A 24,075-nucleotide genomic window follows, 5' to 3' on the forward strand; every position below is an offset into this window, starting at 1 on the left:
TTTTTCAAGTTATATAAAATAACTTTATATTTTATTTATTGGTTAACAAATTTTGAAATTACGTTATGAATGAATTTTGGCAAGATTCCCTATCCAAACTCGCCCATGAGCTCCCTGCTCAGCAATTCAACACTTGGATAAAACCATTAAAACCCATCGTAAATAATAACGAATTGAGCTTAATGGCCCCAAATCGTTTTGTACTGGATTGGGTTAAGGATAAATTTTTAACGCGGATAGAAGAACTCGCACTGGATTATTTTGGCGCTTCAACAACCATCAATCTCGGAATTGATACCACCACCAAAAACCAGACTGATAATCCAAATAAATCCGTTGCCATTACAGTTGATTCGGTTATCGTCTCACCAAAAAAAGAACCGCCCAAACGCCTTAATCCTGCATTCAGTTTTAATACACTGGTTACCGGTAAGGCCAACCAGTTAGCCCGTGCAGCGGCAATTCAAGTCGCAGAAAACCCCGGTACAGCCTACAACCCATTATTCATTTATGGCGGCGTTGGCTTAGGAAAAACGCACTTGATTCAAGCAATTGGAAATTATGTTCATGCGAATAATCCGGATGCGCGAATCAGTTACATACATGCGGAAAATTACGTTTCGGATGTTGTTAAAGCCTACCAGCATAAAACCTTTGATGAATTCAAGCGTCATTATCATTCTTTGGATTTGCTGCTGATCGACGATATCCAGTTCTTTAGCGGTAAAAACCGTACACAAGAAGAATTTTTCTACGCATTCAACGCCCTGATTGAAGCAAAAAAACAATTAATCATTACCTGCGATACCTACCCCAAAGAAATTGCAGGCATGGAAGACCGCTTGAAATCACGTTTTAGTTGGGGATTGACTGTATCAATAGATCCTCCCGAACTGGAGATGCGAGTCGCCATCCTGTTAAAGAAAGCGATGGCTGAAGGCATTGCGTTAGAAGAAAATATTGCTTTTTTTATTGCAAAACAGGTACGTTCAAACGTTCGAGAACTTGAAGGCGCGCTTAAACGCGTCTTTGCGTATGCCCGGTTTTCCAATAGACCAATTACATTGGAATCTGCAAAAGAAGCGCTCAAGGATTTGCTCGCCGTACAAAGCCGCCAGATATCAATTGAAAACATACAGAAAACCGTTGCTGATTTTTATAAAATAAAAATTATCGATATGCATTCCAAAAAACGCACACGTGCGCTAGTACGGCCAAGACAAATTGCCATGTCCCTGGCCAAGGAATTAACCAGTATGAGTTTGCCTGATATTGGCTCTTCCTTTGGCGGCCGAGATCACACTACCGTATTACACGCCTGTCGCAAGGTAACCGAATTAAAAGAAGAAGATGCCAATATAAACCGCGAATATGCTTTATTACTTCAAGTACTTACAAGTTAATATGTACATAATTGGAATTGCAACTCAAAATACGTATAACCTGAACATATAATGTGGATAACTGCAAAGTTATACACTTTTGAAAAGTTATCCACAATTACTTAACATTGCTATCGCACTTTATCAACATATTAAAAATACAAATAAAGTATTGTTTATAAAGTTAAATAATGACTTGTCATTAAAAATTGAACTCTCTTATTATTGTTATTAAGGTTATATATGTTATTACTAAAAACTAATCGAGATGCTTTGCTCAATCCTTTGCAAACCGTTACTGGGGTAGTTGAAAAAAGACATACCTTGCCCATTCTTTCGAATGTACTGATTGAAAAAAATCACAATCAGTTATCAATGTTGGCTACGGATCTTGAAATCCAGATAAAGATGATTACAGAAACGACTTCAACTGAAGGTGATTTCGCAATTACAGTAGCGGCCAAAAAAATGGTAGATATTTGTCGTGCATTTAACGATAAAGCAATTATTTCGTTGGAAGCCAACGATAATCAGCTGCAAATTAAATCCGGTAAAAGCCGATTTAACCTGCAAACATTGCCTGCTCAGGATTTTCCAACCATCGAAACCGGTGTTGATGCAGATAACCATATAAAAATCGCCCAAAAAACATTGAAAAATCTGATTTCCATGGTTCAATACGCAATGGCACAGCAAGACATCCGGTATTATTTAAATGGCATGTTATTGGTATTGGAAAACAATGCAATTACGGTAGTTGCCACAGATGGACACAGATTATGTCTGGCAGCTGATACTTTGAATGAATCGGCAAGTAAACAGGAAATTATAATTCCGCGTAAAACGATATTGGAATTGACGAAATTACTGGTCGACACTGAGGAATCGGTCACCATTACCATTTTCAAAAATCAAATTAAATTTGATATTGGTAATATCCAGTTGATTTCAAAAGTAATTGATGGAAAATTCCCGGATTACAATCGCGTCATTCCGACTACGCATACCAATATTCTGACTGCAGACAGATTGCCATTACAGCAAGCATTACAACGCGCGGCCATTTTATCCAATGAAAAATTCCGTGGCGTACGATTGGTTCTGGGACACAATGAGCTGAAGATCGTTTGCAACAATAATGAACAGGAAGAAGCTCAGGATGAAATCGAAGTCGATTATCTGGGTGCCCCATTGGACATCGGCTTCAATGTATCGTATTTGCTCGATGCATTAAATCATCTCACTACCGAAAAGATAAACTGTCATTTTGGAGACGCCAGCAGCAGCATGCTAATGACGGTTCCTGATAATGCGAATTACAAATACGTTATAATGCCTATGCGTATTTAACTTTTAATAATTATCGCAGCTTGTTGTTATCTAATGTTTCACGTGAAACATAATCATGAATTGAGTGTATCTATATGAATAAAGAATATGATTCGAATAGTATCCGCATATTAAAAGGGTTGGATGCGGTACGTAAACGCCCTGGTATGTATATAGGTGATACGTCAGACGGTACTGGTTTGCATCATATGGTATTTGAAGTATTGGATAACGCTATTGATGAAGCATTAGGGGGCTATTGCGATGATATTAAAGTCGTCATTCATGCTGATAATTCAGTATCCGTTACCGATAATGGACGTGGCATTCCTGTAGATATCAAACAGGATGACGAATTCAAGCGTTCAGCAGCTGAAATCGTCATGACCGAATTGCATGCGGGCGGAAAATTTGATCAGAACTCATATAAAGTTTCTGGCGGTTTGCATGGAGTCGGTGTTTCAGTAGTCAATGCCTTGTCAGATTGGCTGAAATTACGTATCTGGAAAAATGGCTATAGTTATCAGATGGAATTCCGTCAGGGGGAAGCAGTCAGTCCTTTAGCTGAAACAGGAAAATCCGATCGTCATGGTACCGAAGTGCATTTTTTTGCATCGAAAGAAACGTTCGGCCTCATTGAGTTTCATTACGATATTTTGGCGAAACGCATACGTGAACTGTCATTTCTGAATAACGGGGTAAAGATTGAGCTAATTGATCAGCGTGATGGCAAGAGCGAGAACTTCGCTTTCTCGGGCGGCGTTCAGGGATTCGTACAGTACATGAACCGTTCCAAATCAGTTTTGCATCCTCATATATTTTATGCGACGGGTGAAAAAGACGGGATGACGGTTGAAGTCGCTATGCAATGGAATGATTCTTATGCCGAAACTGTGCAGTGCTTTACCAATAACATCCCGCAACGTGATGGTGGTAGTCATCTTACAGGTTTGCGAACTGCCATGACGCGTACGCTAAACCAGTATATTGAACAAAATGAATTTGCAAAAAAAGCCAAAATAGATACTACTGGCGATGATATGCGTGAAGGCTTGACTTGCGTATTGTCGGTGAAAGTACCGGAACCGAAATTTTCTTCGCAAACCAAAGATAAGTTGGTTTCATCCGAAGTTCAGCCAGTCGTATCGGAAATTGTCAGCCAGAAACTTACCGAATTTCTATTGGAAAATCCCAACGATGCCAAGATTATTGTCAACAAGATTATCGACGCCGCTCGCGCACGCGATGCCGCGCGTAAAGCGCGGGAAATGACCAGACGTAAAGGCGTATTGGATGGCATGGGATTGCCAGGAAAACTGGCGGATTGCCAGGAAAAAGACCCTGCTCTTTCGGAAATCTATCTGGTCGAGGGTGATTCCGCAGGCGGCTCAGCCAAACAAGGGCGCGATCGTAAGTTTCAAGCTATCCTGCCGCTCAAAGGCAAGATACTGAACGTGGAAAAGGCGCGGTTTGACAAGCTGATATCCAGCCAGGAAATAGCGACACTGATTACCGCATTGGGCACAGGTATCGGTAAAGATGAATATAACGCGGACAAATTACGTTATCACCGTATCATTATCATGACTGATGCGGACGTAGACGGCTCGCACATTCGTACCTTGCTTCTCACGTTTTTCTATCGTCAGATGCCGGAATTGGTGGAGCGGGGACATATTTACATTGCGCAACCGCCTTTGTACAAGGTAAAACACGGTAAAACCGAACGCTATTTAAAAGACGAGCATGAGCTGAAAGCGTTCTTGTTGGCGGAAGCGACCAAAGAAACAAGATTGATTACCGCAGAGCATGGCGGTACAGAGATCAGCGGCGCGGCATTGGAAAACATTGCCAAATCCTATTTGCTGGCCGAAGCGGTGATAGAACGCATGAGTCGTGTCATTGACGGTGCCGTCATGCATACGCTAATGGATATCGCGCCTATATCGCTGGCTACTCAGACCGATGCGGAACAATCTGCCAAAATATTAATAGCGGCAATCCAGGATCCGGCGGTTAACATAGAAGTCGATTACAGTATCGAAAACGAAACCTATTCGCTCAAGATTAATCGGCGTCATCACGGCAATATACAAGTTACCAGGTTGGATGCCGATTTTGTACAAAGCGGAGATTACGCACAGATCCGTGAAACCAGTCAGGTTTTGCAAGGATTATTGGCCCCCGGGGCCAAAGCTGTACGGGGAGAAAAATTCCAGCCGGTATCCAGCTTCAAAGAAGCGCTGGAATGGTTGCTTAATGAAGTCAAGCGCGGATTGGCGATACAGCGTTATAAAGGTTTGGGTGAAATGAATCCAAGCCAATTGTGGGAAACCACGATGGATCCGACAGTGCGCCGTTTAATGCGGGTTCAAATTGAAGATGCCATTAGCGCAGATGAAATTTTCGTAACTCTTATGGGTGACCAAGTCGAACCACGCCGCGCATTTATTGAAACCAATGCGCTAGGTGTCAGAAACTTGGATGTATAAAACTGTAGGTTCCCATCAGAGTTTAGATTTTTCCCATTCGTTTAGATTTTGTGGGAATTTTAGTGGTTTATCATTTTGGAGTGGCAGAAGCTTCTTAGGCCCCATTATTTATGGGGCTATTCCCGGTGAGATGCGGTTTGTTGTTTCTTAACTAGTCGATACCCAAAGATACTGTTTCAATCAAGTGGTATGGCAATCCTAAAATTGCCATACTGATCTTTAAAGATTTGAATTATAACCATTGAACGCATTGCTTGTGAGTTAGGCTTGGTTATTGCCATAATTCAAAGGTTCGCGTACTTCTTGGCTTATTGTTCCATATTAGAAGTGGTCCAGAAAGTCTGAACAGTATGTTAAGTGGATGAACTGCTGACATACAATGCCCGAAAGGGCAAAGAATGGAGCAGGCCATGGTAAAGAAAACGAGACGAACGCACTCACCGGCATTCAAGGCCAAGGTGGTACTGGCAGTGCTGGCAGGCGATAAGACGCTGGCCGAACTGGCGCAGCGATTTGAAGTGCATCCCAACCAGATCACGGAGTGAAAGCGCCAGCTTGGCGAACGGGCTGCCGATGTGTTTGGCGGCGCTGCCGGCGCAACGGCTGAACCCGTTGTCGATCTGAAGGTGCTGCATGCCAAGATCGGGCAGCTGACACTGGAGAATGATTTTTTAGACAGTACGCTCACCAAGGCGGGATTGCTGAGCGCAAAACGATGATCGCCGCCAATCACAAACTATCGATCAGCCGTCAGGCCAGGCTGCTGATGAAACGCATGAGCATGGAAGCCCTCTACTAGAAACCCGGCACCAGCAGGAAACATCCCGGTCATCAGGTTTATCCCTGCCTGCTGCGCAAACGGGATATCCGGCATGCTAATCAGGTGTGGACGCTGGATACGACCTATATCCCATGGCGGGCGGCTTCGTGTATCTGACTGCCGTACTGGATTGGGCTACCCGCAAGGTCATGGCAGCCAAGGTGGCGATTACACTGGAAGCCTGCCATGCGGTAGATGTATTGCAAGAAGCTTTCAACAAGCTTTCAACAAGCATGGTACGCCGGAAATCGTCAACACCGATCAGGGCAGCCAGTTTACCGCGCTGGAGTTCGTGCAGGCAGTCAAAGAACAGGGATGCAAACTGAGCATGGACGGGCGTGGCGCATGGCGGGATAATGTCATGGTCGAACGCCTGTGGAAGTCAGTCAAATACGAGCAGGTTTATTTGCATGCCTACGACTCGGTGAGTGATGCGAGATCGTCCATCATGCACTATCTGGACTGGTACAATCGGGCAAGACCGCATGCCAGCCTGGGCAGAAAAACGCCTGATGAGGTTTATGCCGTGATGCTGCCGACAGTTAAACTGGCACGTGAACGTCAGCAGTGATTCCACTTAAAATCGCTGAAAAGTTGTTCAAATGAACTGAGCCACTTCTCTCAAACCCGAGCACTGATCCAGTTTTTTTACCTTATTCCAAACATCACCCCACAGCTGCCTCAATCATCTTCTGCAACTCCTCCTGCTGAAACATCTCGCGCACGATATCGGCACCGCCGACAAACTCGCCTTTGATGTACAACTGCGGGATGGTCGGCCAGTTGGCATACGCCTTGATGCCGTCGCGGATTTCCGGGTCAGCCAGCACGTTCACGGTGACATAATCCTTCAGGCCACAGGCCTGCAGAATCTGCACGGTGACGCCGGAAAAGCCACATTGCGGGAATTGCGGCGTGCCTTTCATGTACAGCACGATGGGATTGGCGGTGACTTGAGTGCGTATTTTTTCCTGTGTGCTCATTTTATTGCTCCTGAATTAGCGGGTAGTCGATTGTGCCCAGGTTTCGGGCGTGAAGGTGCGTATGGCCAAGGCATGGATTTCCGCCTGCATGCGGTCGCCCAGCGCCTGATAAATCAGCTGGTGTTGCTGCACTTTGCTTTTGCCGGTAAATTGCGGGCTGACGATGATTGCCTCGAAGTGCTGGCCGTCGTCGCCCAGCACTTCAACGTGATCGCAGGACAGGCCGTTCATGATGTAACCTTTTATTTCGTTCGCTGTCAGCATCTTGATCCTTTCAATTGGGTACGCTGTGGTAAAACTACTCGTTCATATCTGGAAACAGTATCACCTCATCCGGCAAGCCATTGGTGTTCTTTTCCAGATTCATGCCGGCGACCAGCGAGTAACCGCCATCGCCTGTCCTTTGATTAACCTATGGTAACGATCAGCGGTTCCAGCCCGGCGACAGTAGCTTCGATGACGTCACCATTGACCACGGCGCCGACGCCCGCCGGCGTGCCGGTAAAAATCAGATCGCCGGGAAACAGCTCGACCTGTTGCGACAAATAGTTGATGATTTCAGGAATTTTCCAGATCATGTCGCCGACATCGCTGCTCTGGCGTACCTGACCGTTCACTTTCAGTTCGATTTTGCCTTTGGCAATCACGCCCGTGTAGAACTCCGGCGTGATCGCGGAGCAGGGTGCTGAATAATCGAAGCCTTTGCTGATGTCCCAGGGCCGTCCCTGCCCACGTGCGACGCGTTGCACGTCGCGTTTGGTCATGTCGAGGCCGACGGCGTAGCCGAAAATATAATCGTTGGCTTTTTCCAGCGGGATATTGCGGCCACCGATAGCCATGGCGACGACCAGTTCGACTTCGTGCTGCAGGTCGCTGGTGCCAGGCGGGTAAGGCATCACCGAGTTGTTGGGCAGGATGGCCTGAGCCGGTTTCGTAAAGAAAAACGGCACTTCACGCTCGGTATCGCCGCCCATTTCCTGCATATGCGCAGCATAATTCTGGCCGATGCAATAAATGCGACGCACCGGGAACGGATCGCTCGACATGGCCGGAATACTGACGACGGGAGCGGGGGTGAAAGCGTAATTCATTTAATCCAACCTCTTAAATAATCATTTCGAAAGCAGTTCACATCAGCCTGTCATTGCCGCGATAACCTGCATCCATGTCGAATTCCAGATAATAGATACGGAAATGCTGTTCCATTTTGCCGGCTTCCGGTATGGAAGCGGTGCGTTCCGGATATTGTGCCAGCAAAGCGGTACGGTGTGCCGTCCACGCATTCAGCAACGCCGTCCTCGCATCTTCCTTGTTGCGATCTACGCCTTTGAAGATGAAATTATGGGTAATCATTTCCGCGACGTAAAAGCGCGACGCTGCTGTCGCTTCATTTGCCGGCTTCATGCCTGCGCCGCAACCCGCCCGAAATCCATGCCCCGGAATACCGAACAGCGCATGAAGGCTTCCGCGCTCGGTGCGACCTGTTTCTGGTGGCAGAATTTGGCGGTGAGCTTGGCCAGGCCCTTGATGTCGCGACCGGTGGCGCACGGGAACATGTCGACCAGCGCGTCGATCAAGGCGGCATCCACGTCCAGCCCGAACTGTTCGGTCATCATTTGCCAGATCTTGCGCCGCGCATCGCTTTGCGGCGGGTAAAACTTGGTCATGGCGATGCAGCGCGAGACGATGGCTTCGTAGATGTCGTCGACACGGTTGGTGGTCAGGAACAGCAGACCGTTGAAATACTCCTGCACGCGCAGGAATACGCTGACCACCGCATTCATGGTCATATTGTCGTCGCGGCGCTTGATATAGACGTCGGCTTCGTCGATCAGCATTACCGCGCCCAGCGCTGGGGCGCGGGTCAGCACTTCCTTGAGCGCGGTTTCCATCGATGCGACGTTCAGCCCGAGCTGGCCGGAGTGTACCCAGTGCAGCGGGCGCTGGATGATTTCGGAATACACTTCAGCAGTCAGCGTTTTGCCGACTCCGGCAGGCCCGGCGCACAGCACCGTAGTACCGCCCGATTTGCCGGCAACGATATCGTCCATGAGCACGTCCATTTCGGCGGTCAGTATGTCGATGAGGTCGGTCTGTTCCTGCGGCAGGATCAGCTTCTGTTTCAGCGCGGGCTGGTACTGGTAGGGCATCATGTCGTCGACATGTACCCACAGATAATGGTGCAGTTCGAGATGGAACATGAGGATGTAGGCGTGTACCGGGAGCTGGCAAAACAGGCCCTTGGGTATCGCCGCCTGCGATTCCCTGGCTTCATCTTCAGCTTCGTACTTGTTGCTCTTGGCCGCCTTGTTCAGGTACGAGCCCAGTATGTCGCCCGTGACTTCCAAAGTTAAAATACGCGAAGTGAGTATGCTTTCGTCGTTGACCAGCCGCGCCGTGCCGCCGCTGCTTGACAGCACTACCACGTCCTTGCGTGACCAGTCGGTATTGCGGCGCGAGGAATTCGGATCGTCGGTATAAAAGCCGGTGCCCTGACCGGAAAACTGCGCACCGTATTGCGCGCGCCAGTCGAAATAGCGCGCCGCCGTTTCATTATAGGCATCGACGAGTTCGGGCGTTTCTTTCAGGTAACCTTTACTGGCAAAAATTTCAGCTATGGTTTTGCCGTCGATATCGCCTGCGCCGATGCGAAACGTCGCCATGGTGATGGTGCCCTTGGTATTGGCTTTCAGTTCGACCATCACTTTGCCGGTCTCGTCGTTCGATGACGGCGTAAAGTCGAGACGGGTAACCACGTACGGCAACGGTTTACTGGTGGCGTTGGCAGTAAACAGCCAGCCGCGTATTGCATTCGTCATCAGGTAATCGGCAATCGCCGGTATGAGCATTTCCAGCTCCGCCGCCTGGTACAGATTGCCGAGGAAACCCAGTTCGGTATCCGATAATTGGCTGAACAAGACCTCGACCTTATTACCGAACTTGAGCTGCCCTTTCAGCGGTTCCAGCCCGGGAAAGGCATCGATCATGGCCTCGATGTAAGGCCGCTCTATCTGCAGCTTCATTACTCTATGCCTTCCAGTATTTCCAGCGCGACCAGTTGACCACGCAATGCGTCTCGCGCCCAGTATCCGGCAGAACCGTCGAACACCGGGTCGCTTTCCAGCGCTGCGGTAGCTTGCGTGTCCGACCAGTAAATCTTGTACGCCTGTGTGCGTCGCGCCAGCGCAGCAACGCAGGCATCGGTTTCAGTGATGGCCTCGGCCTGGAATACGCCGTCGCCGAGCAGATAGTCCGCCCGGTACAGCGGCGTATCCCAGCCGTGTTCGTCGCCCAGGCTGCAAATTGCCGGGAACTCGTCGCGTGCATCGGGCGTGTCTGCCGTCTTGCCCAGCAGTTCGATCAATTCGCGTGCGGTTACCACGTCGAATATTTCCCATTCCTTGCGCGTATCGGTCGCATAGATTTTGTGCAGCAGATCCTGCTGTTCGAAGGCGAACCACGCATGGGCTTTTCCCTGCTCGGGAAATTCGACGACGTAAATCATAAACTTCTCCCGTATGTGCTTGGTGATGATTTGTATGCGGCATTGTTCTCGGCGTTAAGCATGTATGCGACACGCTCGCCTGCCTCCAGCGCGCCTTCCATGTATCCGGCGGCATAACTCGCCGTCTCGGAACCGCAGAAATACAGCCTGGCATCCCAGCATGACCGGCGCAGCGCCGGGTCGTCGTAGGCCGGATGTCTGCCGGGCGGGACTTGATCCAGCGTGCTGCTGGTATAAACCTCGGTGGCCCAGTCCTGTACATGCTGGGTACCGTCATCGGCTTCGCGGCCGAACAACTGCACCAATTGACTGGAAATCAATATTGGCATGCCTGCCTGAAACGATAGGCGCAGCGCCGGTGACAGCGCTATGAAACCGCCCAGTGCAGCCTTGTCGCCAGCAGCGTCGCAGGCGTCGAAAGTTTCGTACAGCATCGCCTGTTCATGTTCAACGAAAGCATTGCCGGCTAGGCCTGCGGCACGCCAGAACGGTTGCGCATAAGTGACCAGCACTTTGGCCTGATCGGCCATCCAGGTATAGGTCGCACGCATGCTCTGGCGCAGCGCTTCGTCCAGTGGCGGCTCGAAGCACACCCGCTCTTCCAGCAAGCGTGGGGGCACGGCCAGCACCACCCGGCGCGCCACAATCATCTGCACGCTGTCACCGCAACGAAAATGCAGCTCGACGTGGTCGCGATGCCGAATCACGGCGATCAGCGTATGCCCCAAGTGCAGTACATCGGCGGGCAAGGTGGCGGCTAGCGCCTCTATCAGGCTGCCCATCCCCCCTGCGAGACGCTGCGCGCCATCGTGGATGCTGCCGGTCGAATACGGCTGTGGCGCCTTGTCGGGATCGCTCAGGTTTAATACCGTCCCCTGATCGTGCTGCGCATAAGCTTCCAGTCCCAGCTCCGCTACCAGACGATGAATGCGCGGCTGCGTTTTGGGCCAGAACCAGGCCGGGCCGAGATCCAGCGCCATATCGTCGACTGGTACGCTCAGGATGCGTCCGCCGAGCCGCTCGCGCGCTTCGAACACGGCGAAGTCGCGCCCCTGCTGTTGCAGATTGCGGGCCAAAGCCAGCCCGCTCAGACCGCCGCCTATGATTGCTATCCCCAGCATGGTTCGTCCCCGGATATCGAATATATGAGAGCGTCAGCAAATATCGTTCCCCGTTGCAGCGTTACGCCGCGAAGTACGCGGTTTGCTGGTTTGAAGCGGCGATTTGCCTCGCGCCACGCAAAATGCAGCAACGCTGCAGCTGTAGCCTTTACGACAAAACATACAGGATAGATGCGGCAATTGTTGCATCGTTGCAACGCGTAGACCGCCATTCTCCGCCATGCATGGGATCTGCCGTTAATGGCATGGTTTATGCTGTTGCGCCAGGCATGCATACGCATGTTGACCCTAGGAGATTAAAATGCAAGCCACTCTTGAAAAACCAGCAATGATCCGTATCGAAGGCCAGGACGCCTGGATTGCCTCGCCGGAAAGTATAGACAGCGGAATTGTCGCTGCCACCATCGTCTTTGCCCGCCACGGCGTTGATCCGCAGGATTGCGCAAAGGCCAGCGAAAAACTGTTCCGCGGCGTCGAATTACTCAGCGAACGGGAAGCGCTGCTGTGCCTGATCTGGGATGAAGCCGATTACGCGGCATTCCACGCCATCACGGTAGGCTGGTTAAGCCGGGATATCGACATCCAGATCGTCGTACGCTGAACGCAGCACTATGTCGGCATGAAGTCGGCAGGCACGCCTTCGGCCAGTTAAACATCGCCGGAAATGGGCACCGGACACATATGCGCTATATACTTTGCATATAGGCTGAAGCTGGAGATGTACGATGCATGTCGTTATCCTTGGGAGCGGAGTAGTCGGTGTAACCAGTGCTTATTATCTGGCTCGCGCCGGGTTTCAGGTAACGGTTATCGACCGTCAGCCGGGCCCGGGGCTGGAGACCAGTTTCGCCAACGCAGGACAGATTTCACCGGGCTATTCGACCCCCTGGGCTGCGCCGGGAATTCCCCTGAAAGCGCTTAAATGGCTGACCCAGCGCCATGCACCGTTGTCTATCCGTCCCGACGGCTCGTTGTGGCAACTGCAATGGATGGGCCAGTTGCTGCAGAATTGCACGCTCAGTCGCTACCTCGTCAACAAGGAACGCATGGTGCGGCTGGCCGAATACAGCCGCGATTGCTTGCACGACCTGTGCATGCAAACCGGCATCACCTACGAAGAACGCAGGCTAGGGACACTGCAGGTTTTCCGTACCCGGCAACAACTGGACGCAGCGAGCAAGGATATCGTTGTGCTCGAACGCCAGGGCGTACCCTACCAGTTGCTGAACCCGAACGACTGTGCGAGGGTGGAACCGGCACTGGCTGCGGTCAGCCACAAACTCACCGGCGGACTGCATCTGCCCGGCGACGAAACCGGCGACTGCATGCTGTTTACCAGCCGGCTGGCGGAAGCAGCACAAGCGCTGGGCGTGAACTTCCGCTACAACCTGCCGATCACCGGCCTGATTAGCGAGCATGGCCGTATTGCCGGCATAACGGCGGGGGCCGAACACATAACCGGCGATCATTACGTAGTCGCGCTGGGCAGCTATTCGCGCAACCTGTTGCGGCAAGTCGGCCTGGACATCCCGGTCTACCCTGTCAAAGGCTATTCGCTGACCGCCTCGGTCACCGCCGCGCCCGCCGCGCCTGTTTCCACCGTGCTGGACGAAACCTACAAAATCGCCATCACCCGTTTCGACCAGCGTATCCGCATCGGCGGCATGGCCGAACTGGCCGGCTTCAACCTGACCCTCAACCCTCGACGTCGGCGCACGCTGGAGATGGTGATGCACGACCTGTTCCCGCACGGCGGCGACATACCCGAAGCGACGTTCTGGACCGGGCTGCGCCCGATGACGCCGGACGGCACGCCCATCATCGGCGCTACCCGCCACCCCAACCTGTGGCTCAACACCGGCCACGGCACCCTGGGCTGGACCATGGCGTGCGGCTCGGCGCAGATACTTGCCGATCTGATCGCACGGCGCGACCCGTCGATCCGTGTGGACGATCTGGGTATCGGACGTTATGGCTGAGCACGCAGCCACCATAAATTTCAGGTTTTAGCCAAGCCGCCCTGCCAAATCACGACAGATTTATTCCGCAATAACATTAAATATATAAACAAATATCCGCTTTGGCAGCTAATGGGAGAAAGCTGGCTGCACCTACCCATTCAGCCACTTCCGGCACAAAATCAGTTTTCTCGTATCCGAATAAATCAACCGTCATCTGGCATGCCACCAGTTTTACCTCGGCTTCAATACAGGCTGAACGCAATTCTTCAATACTCGCAACGCCTTTTTGCTTCAAGGTGCTGTTGAACATGGATTTGGCCATCATCTCGAATCCAGGGACGTTCCCCATCACTGCATTTGGAATTTTCCAGTCGATTCCACGGAACCAGTCCGGTCCTATGGGCATTTTCATGGGCATGGCCGGGTTCCCCAGCGGGGAAACGCCTAACCGCAAATCTTTCTTTAACAATTCCAAACCGTAGAAACTGAAAAATATAGACACTTCCCAGCCTAATGCTGAGGCAGTGGACGCCAGGATAAAAGGCGGGTATGCCCAATCCAGCGTACCTTTGGTTGCGATGAGTGCCAAGGTATGGGTTTTAGTCTCGGCACGAACATTGGTCTCCTTTTCAAATTCTTCCTTGAACCACTGATTAAATCTGTTCCGCTCAAACTGAGCGGTTTCGTTTGCAATAGCTAATGATGTGATATTCATAATATGCACCTTTCTGATTGGATTGCGCCAAAGCCATGCATGCTGATTGGCAGAAACGTCATCATCCACTATTAACAAAAACTTGATAATTGATTATATAATTGATTCACTTTCTCTTTTTTGTTAAATATATGCTGGTTGAAAATATTACTGATCTGCTTATTTTTGTTGCCGTGGTGAAAGCCGGGAGCTTGTCCGCTGCGGGGCGAGAGCTTGGATTTTCCAGCGCCGTGGTAAGCAAGCGATTACAACGCCTTGAAGAACAGCTGGGCGTTCGGCTGCTTAACCGCTCTACCAGACAACTGTGCACTACGGAAGAAGGGCGGCATTATCACGATTATTGTGTACGTGTGCTGGCCGAGCTGGATGAGGCGGAAACCCTGATAACGAGTGGGCATAGCCAACCTAAAGGTACTTTCTAAGAATTTCCACTTTGCCCAAATCAACGGCTACCGGCTTGCCGGTAGCCGTAACTTGGCTTAAACGAAACTGAGCAATTCCACCGTCACGTTTTCAGTGCCAAGTAATGCCTGACAAGCCAGGCGCGAACTGGAACTGACGCCGACGATGCTGTCGAGTTTTTCGTTTTCCAGACGCTGGGTTTTGGACAAGGTTTTACGGCCTTCCTTGACATAGATGTGGCATGAACCGCATTCGGCTTTGCCTTCACATTTATGTGCTATCGATTCGCCGGCTGCAAGAATAGCGGCAAGCAGGCTTTTACCGGCTTCGACTTCTACGATTTTTCCGCTGGGTTGTATGGTTAACATGGGCATGATTTGAACTCCTGATTTAGATTGTAAATTACGAATGCACTTCCAGCTTTTCGCCGGTTAACAACGCGACGAATTGCTGCAGCGGCATATCTATGTGCTGAATATTTTGCTCTTCGAGAAAGCGCAGTTCGTTACGGGTCAGTTCGCCCGGCAATACTGCCCAGTGGTGATCCGACGAACGCTTCATCACCTGACGGGCGAAAGTGCGCTGCAGCTGGTCGTTGAAACGGCAGCCGAGGAACAGAAAATGCCGGCCGGTGCGGGTTTCCTGCACCTTGGGCGGAATCGGCGTCTGGATGTCGATCTCGGTAAGCACTTCGACGTAATCGGTATCGGACACCAGGAAATTGGCCGCCGGACGTGCGCCGCCTATCGGTTTGTAGAGCATGGTGTTCCAGGCGGCGGCATTGTCTTCGATAGTCGGCACGCCTAATGCATCGTAATATCCGGTCCAGGTGCCGAAATGTTCCGACTGCGACAAGCCTTGTACCTGCCCCCAGTCGCTACGCCCGGCCAGCGCATTTTGCGATGCGTCGTCGTACCAGGCATCAACCCACAGCGGCAGATTGGTCAACGAGGCAATGTAGGTATGCAGCGGCGACGGCGTCATCTTGGGCGCAAACGCCTCACCCATGTAAGTGGTAAGGGTTTTGCGGTGCTTGAAGTTCTCGATGAATTGCGCCGCTGCCGTCAGCCGGTTGCGGATCTTGTGGGGTACGGTGACTTTGGATGTCAGTATCGCTGCCAGTGCCTCGGGGGCGGATGGCACCGGTGCACCGCCGGGAATCAGATCGAGTACGCCGGGCCCGAAATAAGGGATAACGCGACCGCCGACCAGGCCGTCGGTCAATTGCGGGGGGAGTGTCGTTTGTATGGTCATGTCTAAATCCTCGATTGCTGATGGGGCTTCAGTAAATCGCCGCTCCGGCACCAACGTTGATTGATGAGTCCTTGGTGGTAGTGACGATAAAATGCACCGTGTCGCTGTCCAGATGGGCATGGAACGGCAGCGCCAGCGAACGGTCTGCTACTTTTTCGGTGACGAACAGATCGCCTTTCCTGTGTCCCAGCATGCTGTAAAAATACTGCAAATGCAGCGGGTTGCAGTAAGCCAGCACTTCGACCTGCTCAGTAGCGAGATCGTCGACTATCTGGTTGCGCCCGCTGCGCGTGAAGCGGGTGCCAAGGTGAACGACAAAGCTCATCCAATGCACTTCATCCACTTCGGGTGCGACATAGGACGGCTTGATGCCTTCAAACGCAAGGATGTGTTCCTCGTAAAAGCTTTCGACCCGCTTGCGCCGTGCCAGGATTTCATCCAGCCGGTCGAGTTGCGCCAGACCGAGCGCCGCTGTCATATCACTGATGGAGGCCTGAAACGGCACCCGACTGGCAATGGCGATGGAGAAGCGTTCGTCCAGACCGCGGCTGCGGTGGTAGCGTAACTCACTGGCGAGGTCGTGATCGTCAGTCACGATCATCGCGCCCTCGCCGCAACACAGCGCCGAGGGCTGGGAAAAATCGAATATCGCCACATCGCCGAAAGTGCCGACCAGCTGACCTTTATATTGCGAACCGATGGCCTCGGTAGAATCTTCGATCAGCTTGATACCGTGCACATCGGCCAGTGCGCGAAACGGCTCCCATGCTGCCGGGTGACCGTTGGTATTGCCGGCCACGATAGCGCGAGTTTGCGGCGTGATTTTGGCTGCGGCCTTCTCTACCGACAACGTACCCGACCAGTAGTCGATATCGGCAAATACCGGCGAGGCCCCGACCAGCACGATGGCATGCACAATCTGATGCCAGGAGTAAGCGCTGGCTATCACTTCGTCGCCAGGGCCAATGCCCATTGCTCGCAGGCTGACCATCAAGCCTATGGTGCCGCTGGATACCGCAACGGCATAACTGCGCCCCAGGCTTTCGGCAAAGGCATCTTCAAATTTTTCCACCACCGGCCCCGCAGACAGGCGCGAGGATTTCAGCACATTGGCGACAGCAGCCAGTTCATGCGTGCTGATATCGGGGTCGGTTAACGGAATCCAGTCGTCTTCCATGATTGCTTTCTGTCAGCTTGATTAGCTGCGCGCGGCGAGTATCACGCCGGTCGCGACAGCAGGTTCGTCGATAATGCGCCAGCAATGGCTGCTGGTATCGACCAGGAATACGTCGTAATCACCGACGCAGCGGAACGGAGCTTCATCGCGCATGTCGTCAGCCGAACAGCGCGATACCGACAGCTCCGGAAAACCGGCGCGCACTGCCGGCACGGGGTTTTCCCCGCTCGGCAATGCCACCAGCATGCCGGTCAGGTTTTCAACTTGTTCGAGCGAGATAGCCATGTCAGTCATTCACTTTGCGTGCATCAACAGTAATCGGCAATCGGGTATCCGCCGCCATTTCCGGCAGCTCCAGTTGCCAGCCATTCGCCAGCGTAATCATGCCACCCCACATATCCGGTTTTTCCATTATGGAAATCGGCTCTTCCAGATCCTTCTTGGGGACGTAGGCGGATAACTCGCCTGCTGCATTCTTGCGGATCATGATTTTCATGTTCAAATTCCAGTAAAGTTAAATTGTTACGTTACGCGACCATTCCGGCCAGCGGTCGCACGATGTCCGGCAAAACCTTGAGGATGCGGTCTACCTCAAGCACGGTGTTGTAACGGCTCAGCGAAAACCGCACCGCAGCCAGTGCTTTGGCCCGCGATTGCCCCATCGCCAATAAAACATGTGATGGCTCGGTGCCGCCCGCAGTACACGCCGAGCCGCTGGAGGCGCAGATGCCCGCCTTGTCGAGCCGGTCCAGCGTGATCTCGGCATCGATTTCGCCGAAACCGATATTGCTGGTATTCGCCAGACGCTGCGCGCCGCTGCCGTTGACGCTGGCAAAGGGCAGTTGCTGCAACAGCCCCTGTTCCAGCCGGTTGCGCAATGCAGCCACATAAGCGCTATCGGACGCCATGTGTGCCAGCGCGAGTTCGGCAGCCACGCCCAACCCGGCAATCGCTGCGACATTCTCGGTGCCGCCGCGCCGGCCGCGTTCCTGATGCCCCCATAACAGCGGCGGCAACTTGCAGCCCTTACGCATAAAAAGCACACCGATGCCCTTGGCTGCATGCAATTTGTGACCCGACAATGACAGCAAATCCGCCGGCACGTAGCGCATATCCACAGGCATGCGGCCGACCGCCTGCACTGCATCGGTGTGAAAAAGTACACCATGAGCGGCAGTCATCGCCGCCGCCTCGGCCACCGGTAACACTGCGCCGGTTTCGTTATTCGCCCACATCATGCTGACCAGTGCGGTGTGTGGTGTGATCGCTGCCTGCAGTGCGGCCAGATTAGGCAGGCCATCACTGTCAACCGGGAGCTCGGTTACTGCCACCCCCTGCCCCGCCAGCCTTGCCAGCAACAAGCGCGTGGCAGGATGCTCAACCGCCGTCGTCACCACATGGCGCCGCGACGCATCCCGGCCCAACGCGCCGAGTATCGCCAGATGATTACTTTCGGTAGCACTGCTGGTAAACACAATTTCTGCCGGTGATGCGCCGAGCAGCGCAGCCACCTTGCTGCGCGCGTCCATCACCATCTGCTTTGCCAGCGCCCCGACACGATGCAGGCTGGACGGGTTGCCGTAACACTCGGCCAGGCACGCTGTCATCGCCGCCAGCACCTCCGGCGCGAGCGCTGTGGTCGCGTTGCTATCAACATAGATCGGGGCGGCGCTGCTCATTGCCAGAACACCCGTAACGGGTCCTCGTTCAGTTGCGAAATCAGCATGTGCAGCAGCGGCGATAGCGCGTACATTTTCCAGACGTCCTGCCCGTGATCCTTGTGATACAGCCGCCACAGCCCTTCCGGATGGGCATATTCCAGCCGGGCGATGTCTATCGTGCCGCCACTAACATCGATGTTGCGCGAACAGCACGGACTGACTATCCGGTAACCGCCGGCAACCGCCTGCACTTCCGGTTCGACATAACGGTAGCGCACACGTAACGCTAGCATGCGGGTTATGCGGCGCAGATCGAATTCGTTGGGATGCGGGTTGGCCGCATCAGACACGTGATAATTTGCCCTGGATACCTTTTTTGTCTTCGTATGCCTTGCCACCTGTCGGTTACTCATGACGACCTCCGCACCATCAGGCGGGCAGAATTTCTTCTTCCATGCAGCCGACCACGCAACCGCTCCGCGCATCTTCTCCAAATTCCACCAGATAGATGGGGGTATCGGAATCAACGTGATGGCCGATTTGCACCACCTCCCCTATGCTGCCCTGGGCAACGAGCAACGCATTGGCTTCGCGTTCCGGATAAGAACCGTCATTAACCAGATCAATCCCGGCGACTACGCGCTGACCCCACTGAAATTTGGCTGCTCTGGGCTCTATCATGATGTTCTCCCTTAAACCTGGACTTCCTGATCATGTGGCTTCATTTCCTCCATAGCCGCCAGTTCCTTGCCGCGCATGCCGACACGGTAGCCATGTTCGACAAACTCAACCGCATAGATATAGAACTGCTGCAAGAAAGTGCCTATGCTGGTGACATAACCGATATCGCCCTTGTTGACGAGTATGTCGCCGATTTCTCTGCCTTGAAAAGTGCCGTCATTGCGCACGGTTTTCAGACTTCTGACTTTCTGCCCGTAATTGAAATCGGGCGGCCCGCTTAATTCGACTATGCTGTCATCACGACTGATTTTCATAGCGGCGCTCCACATTGAATTAATTTCTTGGCCGATATCGGCACGGCTATACGCTGACGAGCCTGCGCGATTTCGCGCACTGCCTCATCCTCATCCATCAGCAACGCCTGGAGCTGTCGCTCATCGATACGCTGCGCCACTTCGTAACGCACGCGCCAGTCTGCATCACGCAGAAACATGCTTAATTGTGCTGCCGGCAAGCGCCGCACCACCACCAGCCGCACCTGCACTTCGGGGTCTGACGCCATCTGTCGCAAACCACTCAGTGCAATACGCTTGGCGACTTCCGCCCGCACCTCACGATCGGCATCATGGATCATCAACGGCAGCAAACCTATGGGTATGCGTCGCGCCACGATAGTCCGCACATAATAATCAGCATCATGAATCATGCTTTTCAATTCATTTTCAGGCAGTCGGGTCGCAACCCGGATACGCACTTCCCTATCCGGATCCTGACACAACAACCTTAACTGCGTTAGCGTCAGGCGTTGTGCGGCACTCCAGCGCACTGTCTCGTCCTCATCAGCCACCAGCTGCGGCAGATAAAACACTTCAACGTATTTCGCCGCAATGGCGCGTACTTCAAAATACGGGTGCTTGAGATATTCCTTGGCCAAGTCCGCATTCCAGCGGAAGAAACGGTCTATGCGCAGCGCATAGCGATCAAACACGCAGGCATGTTGCGCTTCGCATTTCCCAATCGTGCTCATGACAAAATGCGGGCAACTTGCACAATCTATCGGCTGTGCCTGCCAGTCGAGCGCTTCGAAAGCTTCAACAACGTCATTCGTCATCATCATTTAGCCCCACTCGATCAAGTATGCCTTGCAACACTGCGCCGCCCAGTTTGTTGCTCGGGTCCAGCGCCATTAATTTGGCGACCAGTGCCGCCCCCTGCTCCAGATCGCCCAGTCGCATATGCAGATAAGCGCAACCTTTCAGGGTGAACAGATAAAATCGCGGTGCGGGGGCGTAACTGTCTGCATGTTCTGCAAATACAGCATGATCCAGAGCCACTTCGCGCCAATCAACCGGCAAACCCAGATCGACCGCTGTCTTAATCAGGCAACGTTGCGCCACGGCCAGTGCCTCGCTCAAACGGTTTTTATAGAAATAGAAACGGTAGAGCGCGATATGCACCGCCGGATGCTCCGGAGCGCGGGCATAAGCCTGCGTCAGATAGCTTTCGGCGACCTCATCCAGATGGTAAGCCGCTGCCGCACTTTGCAAATCAGCCGCTACTGCCGGAGGTAACGCGCCGCCGAGACAGGCGCTGCCCAGCCAGTCGTCGAAATCCGCCAGCGCAGCATCACCGCCACTTGACGGCAGTGCCGGTGTTGCGGAATACTGGCTGGAGGCGGCGGGTGGCATGGCGATACGCTCAGGTGCGCTTGATGTCAGCGATGCTGACAGTAGTCTGGGCGGGCTTGGCGGATTCAGCCGAGCTGCAACCGCAGGATGCGGCATTCGGGTTGATGAAACTCAACCCGGATTCCAGCGTGGTATCGACAAAATCGATGGTGACGCCATCCAGCAATAAACGGCTTTCCGCCGACAAGAACACCTTGAGACCGTTCCAGTCCAGCGTCGCATCGCCATCCTTGGGCGCAGCTTCTGCCGAAAACTCGGAAGCCAGACCGGAACAGCCACCGGCCGTAACCGTAAGCCGGAAACCTGAATCGGCCGGGCCGCCGCCGAAGCGAACGATACGGCGCATGAATTTTTCGGCCTTGGGGGTGATAGTGATATTCATTGCAAAACTCCTCTTAAGACGACTTCAGGCAGGCGCTACGTAACGTGGAAAGGCGTTGTCGATAACGCAAGTCAGATCGACCGGACACACCGCTACACACTGCGGTTCATCAAAATGACCGAGACATTCAGTGCATTTTTTCGGATCGATAATGAACACGCCGTTCTTTTCGCGGATAGCGACGTTAGGGCACTCGGGTTCGCACGCGGAACAACCGGTGCACTGGGAAGCTACGATTTTGTAAGCCATGATTTTTCCTTAAATATAAATTCAGCAACTAGGCGGCAGAGATATAGGCGCCCTGACGGATGTCCGCATCGCCGCGCACTTCATGCATAATCTCGTGACTGCGCACCTTGGCCAGGTATTCCTTGAAGTAGGTGATCGCCGACTCCTCGATAAACTCGTGCGCGAAACGATCGACCGGGTCGATACCTGCCGCCTTCAACTCGTCGCGCGGGCAGCCGCCGATCTTGGCGACAAACACCGCGTGACAGTCATTGATCGCGCGTACCACCGATGGCAAGGTTTCTTCCTCGCCGAAGCCACCCTGGCAATACAGATCGACGCGACGGTGACCGACAAACTTGGAACCGGCCGAACCCACTTCGTAAATCTGGAACTCGGTCGCGTGGCCGAAATGCTCGTTGACCCGACCCTGCCCTTGGTGGCGACGGCGATCATGATCTTGATGTCGGACACTTCTGCGTCGGACATGTCTGCCAGCGCAGCTTCCTTGGCGGCAACCTTTTCCAGACGCTCGGCTTCCACCAGCTCCTGATAGGCCTTGCGCGTGGCGGCGTCATAGACCACTTCGCTCATCTCGTCGATTTTCTCGGTGGTGAATTCCGCACTGCGGTCTTCGCCCAGCAGACCCACTGCATCGGCACGGCACTGACGGCAATGGCGCATCATGTTCATGTCGCCTTCACATGCATCCTGCAAGGCTTTCAGCTCCTGCGCGCTGGGACCGCGCTGGCCGTTAAGGCCGAAAACGGTACCATGCTCAGGTGCCGAAATCAGCGGCATGATGTTGTGCAGGAAAGCGCCCCGCGATTTGACCGCCTTGTTCACTTCCACCAGATGCTTGTCGTTGATGCCCGGAATCATTACCGAGTTGATCTTGGCCAATACACCAGCAGCAGTCAGCATTTCCAGACCCAGCAACTGACGCTCGGTCAGGATGCGCGCCGCCTCGATACCGGTGTAGCGTTTGTTCTTGTAGTAAATCCACGGATAAATATGCTGTCCGACTTCCGGATCTACCATGTTGATGGTAATGGTCACGTGATCGACATTAAACGACTTGATGGTATCGACGTGATCAGGCAGCGCCAGGCCATTAGTGGAAAGGCAAAGCTTGATGTCCGGCGCAGTCTTGGCTATCAGTTCAAATGTTTTGAAAGTTTTGGCGGGGTTGGCCAGGGGGTCGCCAGGGCCGGCAATGCCGAGCACCGTCATTTGCGGAATCGCAGACGCTACCGCCAGCACTTTTTTCGAGGCCTGCTCAGGCGTCAGCTTCTCGCTGACCACACCCGGACGCGATTCGTTGGCGCAATCGTATTTGCGGTTGCAGTAATTGCACTGAATGTTGCAGGCCGGCGCGACCGCCACGTGCATACGCGCGTAATGGTGATGCGCCTCTTCGCTGTAGCAGGGATGGTTCTTGACCTTTTCCCATACTTCCGGCGCCATGTCCGCCGGACCATCCGACGAACCGCAACTCGCCTTGCCGCCATCGCTGGACGTACCACAACCCTTGTGGTCGGCAATCTTCTCAAGCAACTGTTTTAGTGGCTTGCCCTTCTCGATACCGATATGTTCCGAATTTGCATGCATGAATCGCCCCTGATTAAAAGTTGCGGAAAAAACAGCTTTACGAGCAACCTATTAGCCAGAACCATGCCAACAAATATTTTATATTTAAATCAGTTAATTACAGAAAAATTTAGGGATTTCTGAGATGTAGCAAGTGCGACAGGAAGGAGATGGCATGTGCGGATTTGTCGCAAATCTGACAAACAAAACTGACATAAAATGTCACGATTAAACGCCGGGATTAACCCCGATTGAACTGGTTGGTACAACGCCAGCGAGTGCGTTCAGATCCACACACCGTCATGCGACAATTGTAACGGCGGCGCGCCGCCAATCAGGAATAAACCAATCAGGAAACTGATTATGGAGATAAAAATACTGGCGAATAACGCCGTCCAGAACCCGGACACGCTGAAACCGCGCACCAGTGACGACACCAGCAAAATCATCAGCGCATTGATCACCAGCAGGAATAATCCGAACGTGACCAGAGTCAACGGCAGCGTCAGAATAATCAGCAACGGCTTGATAATGGCATTCGCAAAACCGAGCAGCAATGCGGAGATGATGAGCGAGGAGGCATTTGCGAATTTGATGTCGCTGAATACATAGCTGGCCACCCACAGCGACAGCGCCATAATGCCCCAGTGCAGGAAAAATGGCGTCAGATTATTTAGCATAGCGGAACCTTTGCGAAAACCGTT

At 52.7% G+C, this 24,075-nt stretch carries 29 protein-coding genes and 2 pseudogenes; 7 read left to right on the plus strand and 24 right to left on the minus strand.

Going from position 1 to position 24,075, the window contains the following annotated elements; genetic code table 11:
• Positions 1 to 65 precede the first annotated feature (65 nt).
• From dnaA to CAP31_RS00020, 4 genes and pseudogenes are all read left to right on the plus strand, one after another.
• Positions 66 to 1,403: a chromosomal replication initiator protein DnaA gene (dnaA, locus tag CAP31_RS00005; RefSeq protein ID WP_087445653.1), complete on the plus strand. Its 1,338-nt coding sequence runs from the start codon at positions 66 to 68 to the stop codon at positions 1,401 to 1,403.
• A gap of 222 nt (positions 1,404 to 1,625) precedes the next feature.
• Positions 1,626 to 2,732: a DNA polymerase III subunit beta gene (dnaN, locus tag CAP31_RS00010; protein WP_087445654.1), complete on the plus strand. Its 1,107-nt coding sequence runs from the start codon at positions 1,626 to 1,628 to the stop codon at positions 2,730 to 2,732.
• Between the two features lie 74 nt (positions 2,733 to 2,806).
• Complete coding sequence (gene gyrB, locus CAP31_RS00015; protein ID WP_087445655.1) at positions 2,807 to 5,203, plus strand: DNA topoisomerase (ATP-hydrolyzing) subunit B; 2,397 nt, start codon at positions 2,807 to 2,809, stop codon at positions 5,201 to 5,203.
• Positions 5,204 to 5,613: 410 nt separating this feature from the next.
• Positions 5,614 to 6,594, plus strand: a pseudogene (locus CAP31_RS00020) (IS3 family transposase).
• Between the two features lie 94 nt (positions 6,595 to 6,688).
• On the opposite strand, the gene grxD reads toward CAP31_RS00020, so the two are convergent.
• The 7 genes from grxD to CAP31_RS00055 all read right to left on the minus strand — a co-directional run bounded on the left by grxD (position 6,689) and on the right by CAP31_RS00055 (position 11,632).
• Positions 6,689 to 7,006, minus strand: a complete 318-nt coding sequence (gene grxD / locus CAP31_RS00025; RefSeq protein ID WP_087445656.1) for a Grx4 family monothiol glutaredoxin — start codon at positions 7,004 to 7,006, stop codon at positions 6,689 to 6,691.
• A 15-nt stretch (positions 7,007 to 7,021) separates the two neighbouring features.
• Positions 7,022 to 7,270: a BolA family protein gene (locus tag CAP31_RS00030; protein WP_087445657.1), complete on the minus strand. Its 249-nt coding sequence runs from the start codon at positions 7,268 to 7,270 to the stop codon at positions 7,022 to 7,024.
• Positions 7,271 to 7,413: 143 nt separating this feature from the next.
• Entirely contained in the window at positions 7,414 to 8,097 is a 684-nt protein-coding gene (locus CAP31_RS00035; protein ID WP_087445658.1) for a fumarylacetoacetate hydrolase family protein, read from the minus strand.
• 37 nt (positions 8,098 to 8,134) lie between these two features.
• Entirely contained in the window at positions 8,135 to 8,410 is a 276-nt protein-coding gene (locus CAP31_RS00040) for a hypothetical protein (RefSeq protein WP_087445659.1), read from the minus strand.
• The gene (locus CAP31_RS00045) at positions 8,407 to 10,029 is read right to left on the minus strand and encodes an ATP-binding protein (protein ID WP_087445660.1); all 1,623 of its coding nucleotides are present in this window, start codon (positions 10,027 to 10,029) and stop codon (positions 8,407 to 8,409) included. The genes CAP31_RS00040 and CAP31_RS00045 overlap by 4 nt, the downstream gene beginning before the upstream one ends.
• Positions 10,029 to 10,511 carry a hypothetical protein gene (locus tag CAP31_RS00050; protein WP_087445661.1) on the minus strand — a complete coding sequence of 161 codons (483 nt, stop codon included), beginning with the start codon at positions 10,509 to 10,511 and terminating at the stop codon, positions 10,029 to 10,031. Before CAP31_RS00050 ends, CAP31_RS00045 begins: the two co-directional genes overlap by 1 nt.
• Entirely contained in the window at positions 10,508 to 11,632 is a 1,125-nt protein-coding gene (locus tag CAP31_RS00055) for an NAD(P)/FAD-dependent oxidoreductase (protein ID WP_087445662.1), read from the minus strand. Before CAP31_RS00055 ends, CAP31_RS00050 begins: the two co-directional genes overlap by 4 nt.
• Before the next feature lie 301 nt (positions 11,633 to 11,933).
• Here CAP31_RS00055 and CAP31_RS00060 point away from each other — a divergent pair, with 301 nt between their 5' ends.
• Positions 11,934 to 12,233, plus strand: a complete 300-nt coding sequence (locus CAP31_RS00060) for a hypothetical protein (protein ID WP_087445663.1) — start codon at positions 11,934 to 11,936, stop codon at positions 12,231 to 12,233.
• A gap of 124 nt (positions 12,234 to 12,357) precedes the next feature.
• The gene (locus tag CAP31_RS00065) at positions 12,358 to 13,611 is read left to right on the plus strand and encodes a D-amino acid dehydrogenase (RefSeq protein WP_087445664.1); all 1,254 of its coding nucleotides are present in this window, start codon (positions 12,358 to 12,360) and stop codon (positions 13,609 to 13,611) included.
• A 76-nt stretch (positions 13,612 to 13,687) separates the two neighbouring features.
• On the opposite strand, the gene CAP31_RS00070 is transcribed toward CAP31_RS00065, so the two are convergent.
• Complete coding sequence (locus CAP31_RS00070; protein ID WP_087448180.1) at positions 13,688 to 14,308, minus strand: DsrE/DsrF/DrsH-like family protein; 621 nt, start codon at positions 14,306 to 14,308, stop codon at positions 13,688 to 13,690.
• A 131-nt stretch (positions 14,309 to 14,439) separates the two neighbouring features.
• On the opposite strand from CAP31_RS00070, the gene CAP31_RS00075 reads away from it, so the two are divergent.
• Complete coding sequence (locus CAP31_RS00075; RefSeq protein ID WP_087448181.1) at positions 14,440 to 14,730, plus strand: LysR family transcriptional regulator; 291 nt, start codon at positions 14,440 to 14,442, stop codon at positions 14,728 to 14,730.
• A 57-nt stretch (positions 14,731 to 14,787) separates the two neighbouring features.
• On the opposite strand, the gene CAP31_RS00080 is transcribed toward CAP31_RS00075, so the two are convergent.
• The 16 genes and pseudogenes from CAP31_RS00080 to CAP31_RS00150 all read right to left on the minus strand — a co-directional run bounded on the left by CAP31_RS00080 (position 14,788) and on the right by CAP31_RS00150 (position 24,051).
• Complete coding sequence (locus CAP31_RS00080; protein WP_087445665.1) at positions 14,788 to 15,084, minus strand: 2Fe-2S iron-sulfur cluster-binding protein; 297 nt, start codon at positions 15,082 to 15,084, stop codon at positions 14,788 to 14,790.
• A gap of 28 nt (positions 15,085 to 15,112) precedes the next feature.
• Positions 15,113 to 15,964 (minus strand): SIR2 family protein, encoded by an 852-nt coding sequence (locus tag CAP31_RS00085; RefSeq protein WP_087445666.1) that lies wholly within the window; start codon positions 15,962 to 15,964, stop codon positions 15,113 to 15,115.
• A 28-nt stretch (positions 15,965 to 15,992) separates the two neighbouring features.
• On the minus strand, positions 15,993 to 17,141 hold the full coding sequence (locus tag CAP31_RS00090) for a DegT/DnrJ/EryC1/StrS aminotransferase family protein (protein ID WP_087445667.1): 1,149 nt from the start codon (positions 17,139 to 17,141) through the stop codon (positions 15,993 to 15,995).
• A 21-nt stretch (positions 17,142 to 17,162) separates the two neighbouring features.
• The gene (locus CAP31_RS00095) at positions 17,163 to 17,435 is read right to left on the minus strand and encodes a DUF6129 family protein (protein ID WP_087445668.1); all 273 of its coding nucleotides are present in this window, start codon (positions 17,433 to 17,435) and stop codon (positions 17,163 to 17,165) included.
• A complete protein-coding gene (nifT, locus tag CAP31_RS00100; protein WP_087445669.1) occupies positions 17,428 to 17,637 on the minus strand; it encodes a putative nitrogen fixation protein NifT in 210 nt (69 codons plus the stop codon). The genes CAP31_RS00095 and nifT overlap by 8 nt, the downstream gene beginning before the upstream one ends.
• A 31-nt stretch (positions 17,638 to 17,668) precedes the next feature.
• The gene (locus tag CAP31_RS00105; protein WP_087445670.1) at positions 17,669 to 18,820 is read right to left on the minus strand and encodes a cysteine desulfurase family protein; all 1,152 of its coding nucleotides are present in this window, start codon (positions 18,818 to 18,820) and stop codon (positions 17,669 to 17,671) included.
• The gene (locus CAP31_RS00110) at positions 18,817 to 19,215 is read right to left on the minus strand and encodes a DUF3024 domain-containing protein (protein WP_087445671.1); all 399 of its coding nucleotides are present in this window, start codon (positions 19,213 to 19,215) and stop codon (positions 18,817 to 18,819) included. Before CAP31_RS00110 ends, CAP31_RS00105 begins: the two co-directional genes overlap by 4 nt.
• Positions 19,216 to 19,231: 16 nt before the next feature.
• Positions 19,232 to 19,483, minus strand: coding sequence for a nitrogen fixation protein NifZ (locus CAP31_RS00115; RefSeq protein WP_087445672.1), 252 nt, complete (start codon positions 19,481 to 19,483; stop codon positions 19,232 to 19,234).
• An 11-nt stretch (positions 19,484 to 19,494) separates the two neighbouring features.
• Positions 19,495 to 19,797 (minus strand): nitrogen fixation protein NifZ, encoded by a 303-nt coding sequence (locus CAP31_RS00120; protein ID WP_087445673.1) that lies wholly within the window; start codon positions 19,795 to 19,797, stop codon positions 19,495 to 19,497.
• Positions 19,794 to 20,600, minus strand: a complete 807-nt coding sequence (locus CAP31_RS00125; protein ID WP_223247305.1) for a 4Fe4S-binding leucine-rich repeat protein — start codon at positions 20,598 to 20,600, stop codon at positions 19,794 to 19,796. The genes CAP31_RS00120 and CAP31_RS00125 overlap by 4 nt, the downstream gene beginning before the upstream one ends.
• Positions 20,584 to 21,171 (minus strand): hypothetical protein, encoded by a 588-nt coding sequence (locus CAP31_RS00130; protein ID WP_223247306.1) that lies wholly within the window; start codon positions 21,169 to 21,171, stop codon positions 20,584 to 20,586. The genes CAP31_RS00125 and CAP31_RS00130 overlap by 17 nt, the downstream gene beginning before the upstream one ends.
• A 10-nt stretch (positions 21,172 to 21,181) precedes the next feature.
• Positions 21,182 to 21,553 carry an iron-sulfur cluster assembly accessory protein gene (locus CAP31_RS00135; RefSeq protein ID WP_087445674.1) on the minus strand — a complete coding sequence of 124 codons (372 nt, stop codon included), beginning with the start codon at positions 21,551 to 21,553 and terminating at the stop codon, positions 21,182 to 21,184.
• Between the two features lie 24 nt (positions 21,554 to 21,577).
• Positions 21,578 to 21,802, minus strand: a complete 225-nt coding sequence (locus CAP31_RS00140; RefSeq protein ID WP_087445675.1) for a 4Fe-4S binding protein — start codon at positions 21,800 to 21,802, stop codon at positions 21,578 to 21,580.
• Positions 21,803 to 21,830: 28 nt separating this feature from the next.
• Positions 21,831 to 22,160, minus strand: coding sequence for a NifB/NifX family molybdenum-iron cluster-binding protein (locus CAP31_RS14920; RefSeq protein ID WP_255377118.1), 330 nt, complete (start codon positions 22,158 to 22,160; stop codon positions 21,831 to 21,833).
• Positions 22,161 to 22,273: 113 nt separating this feature from the next.
• Positions 22,274 to 23,392: pseudogene (gene nifB / locus CAP31_RS00145) on the minus strand (nitrogenase cofactor biosynthesis protein NifB); the annotation flags it as partial.
• 263 nt (positions 23,393 to 23,655) lie between these two features.
• On the minus strand, positions 23,656 to 24,051 hold the full coding sequence (locus CAP31_RS00150; protein ID WP_087445676.1) for a phage holin family protein: 396 nt from the start codon (positions 24,049 to 24,051) through the stop codon (positions 23,656 to 23,658).
• Positions 24,052 to 24,075: the final 24 nt, after the last annotated feature.

This window comes from Sulfuriferula sp. AH1, from assembly GCF_002162035.1.
Classification (GTDB): domain Bacteria; phylum Pseudomonadota; class Gammaproteobacteria; order Burkholderiales; family Sulfuriferulaceae; genus Sulfuriferula.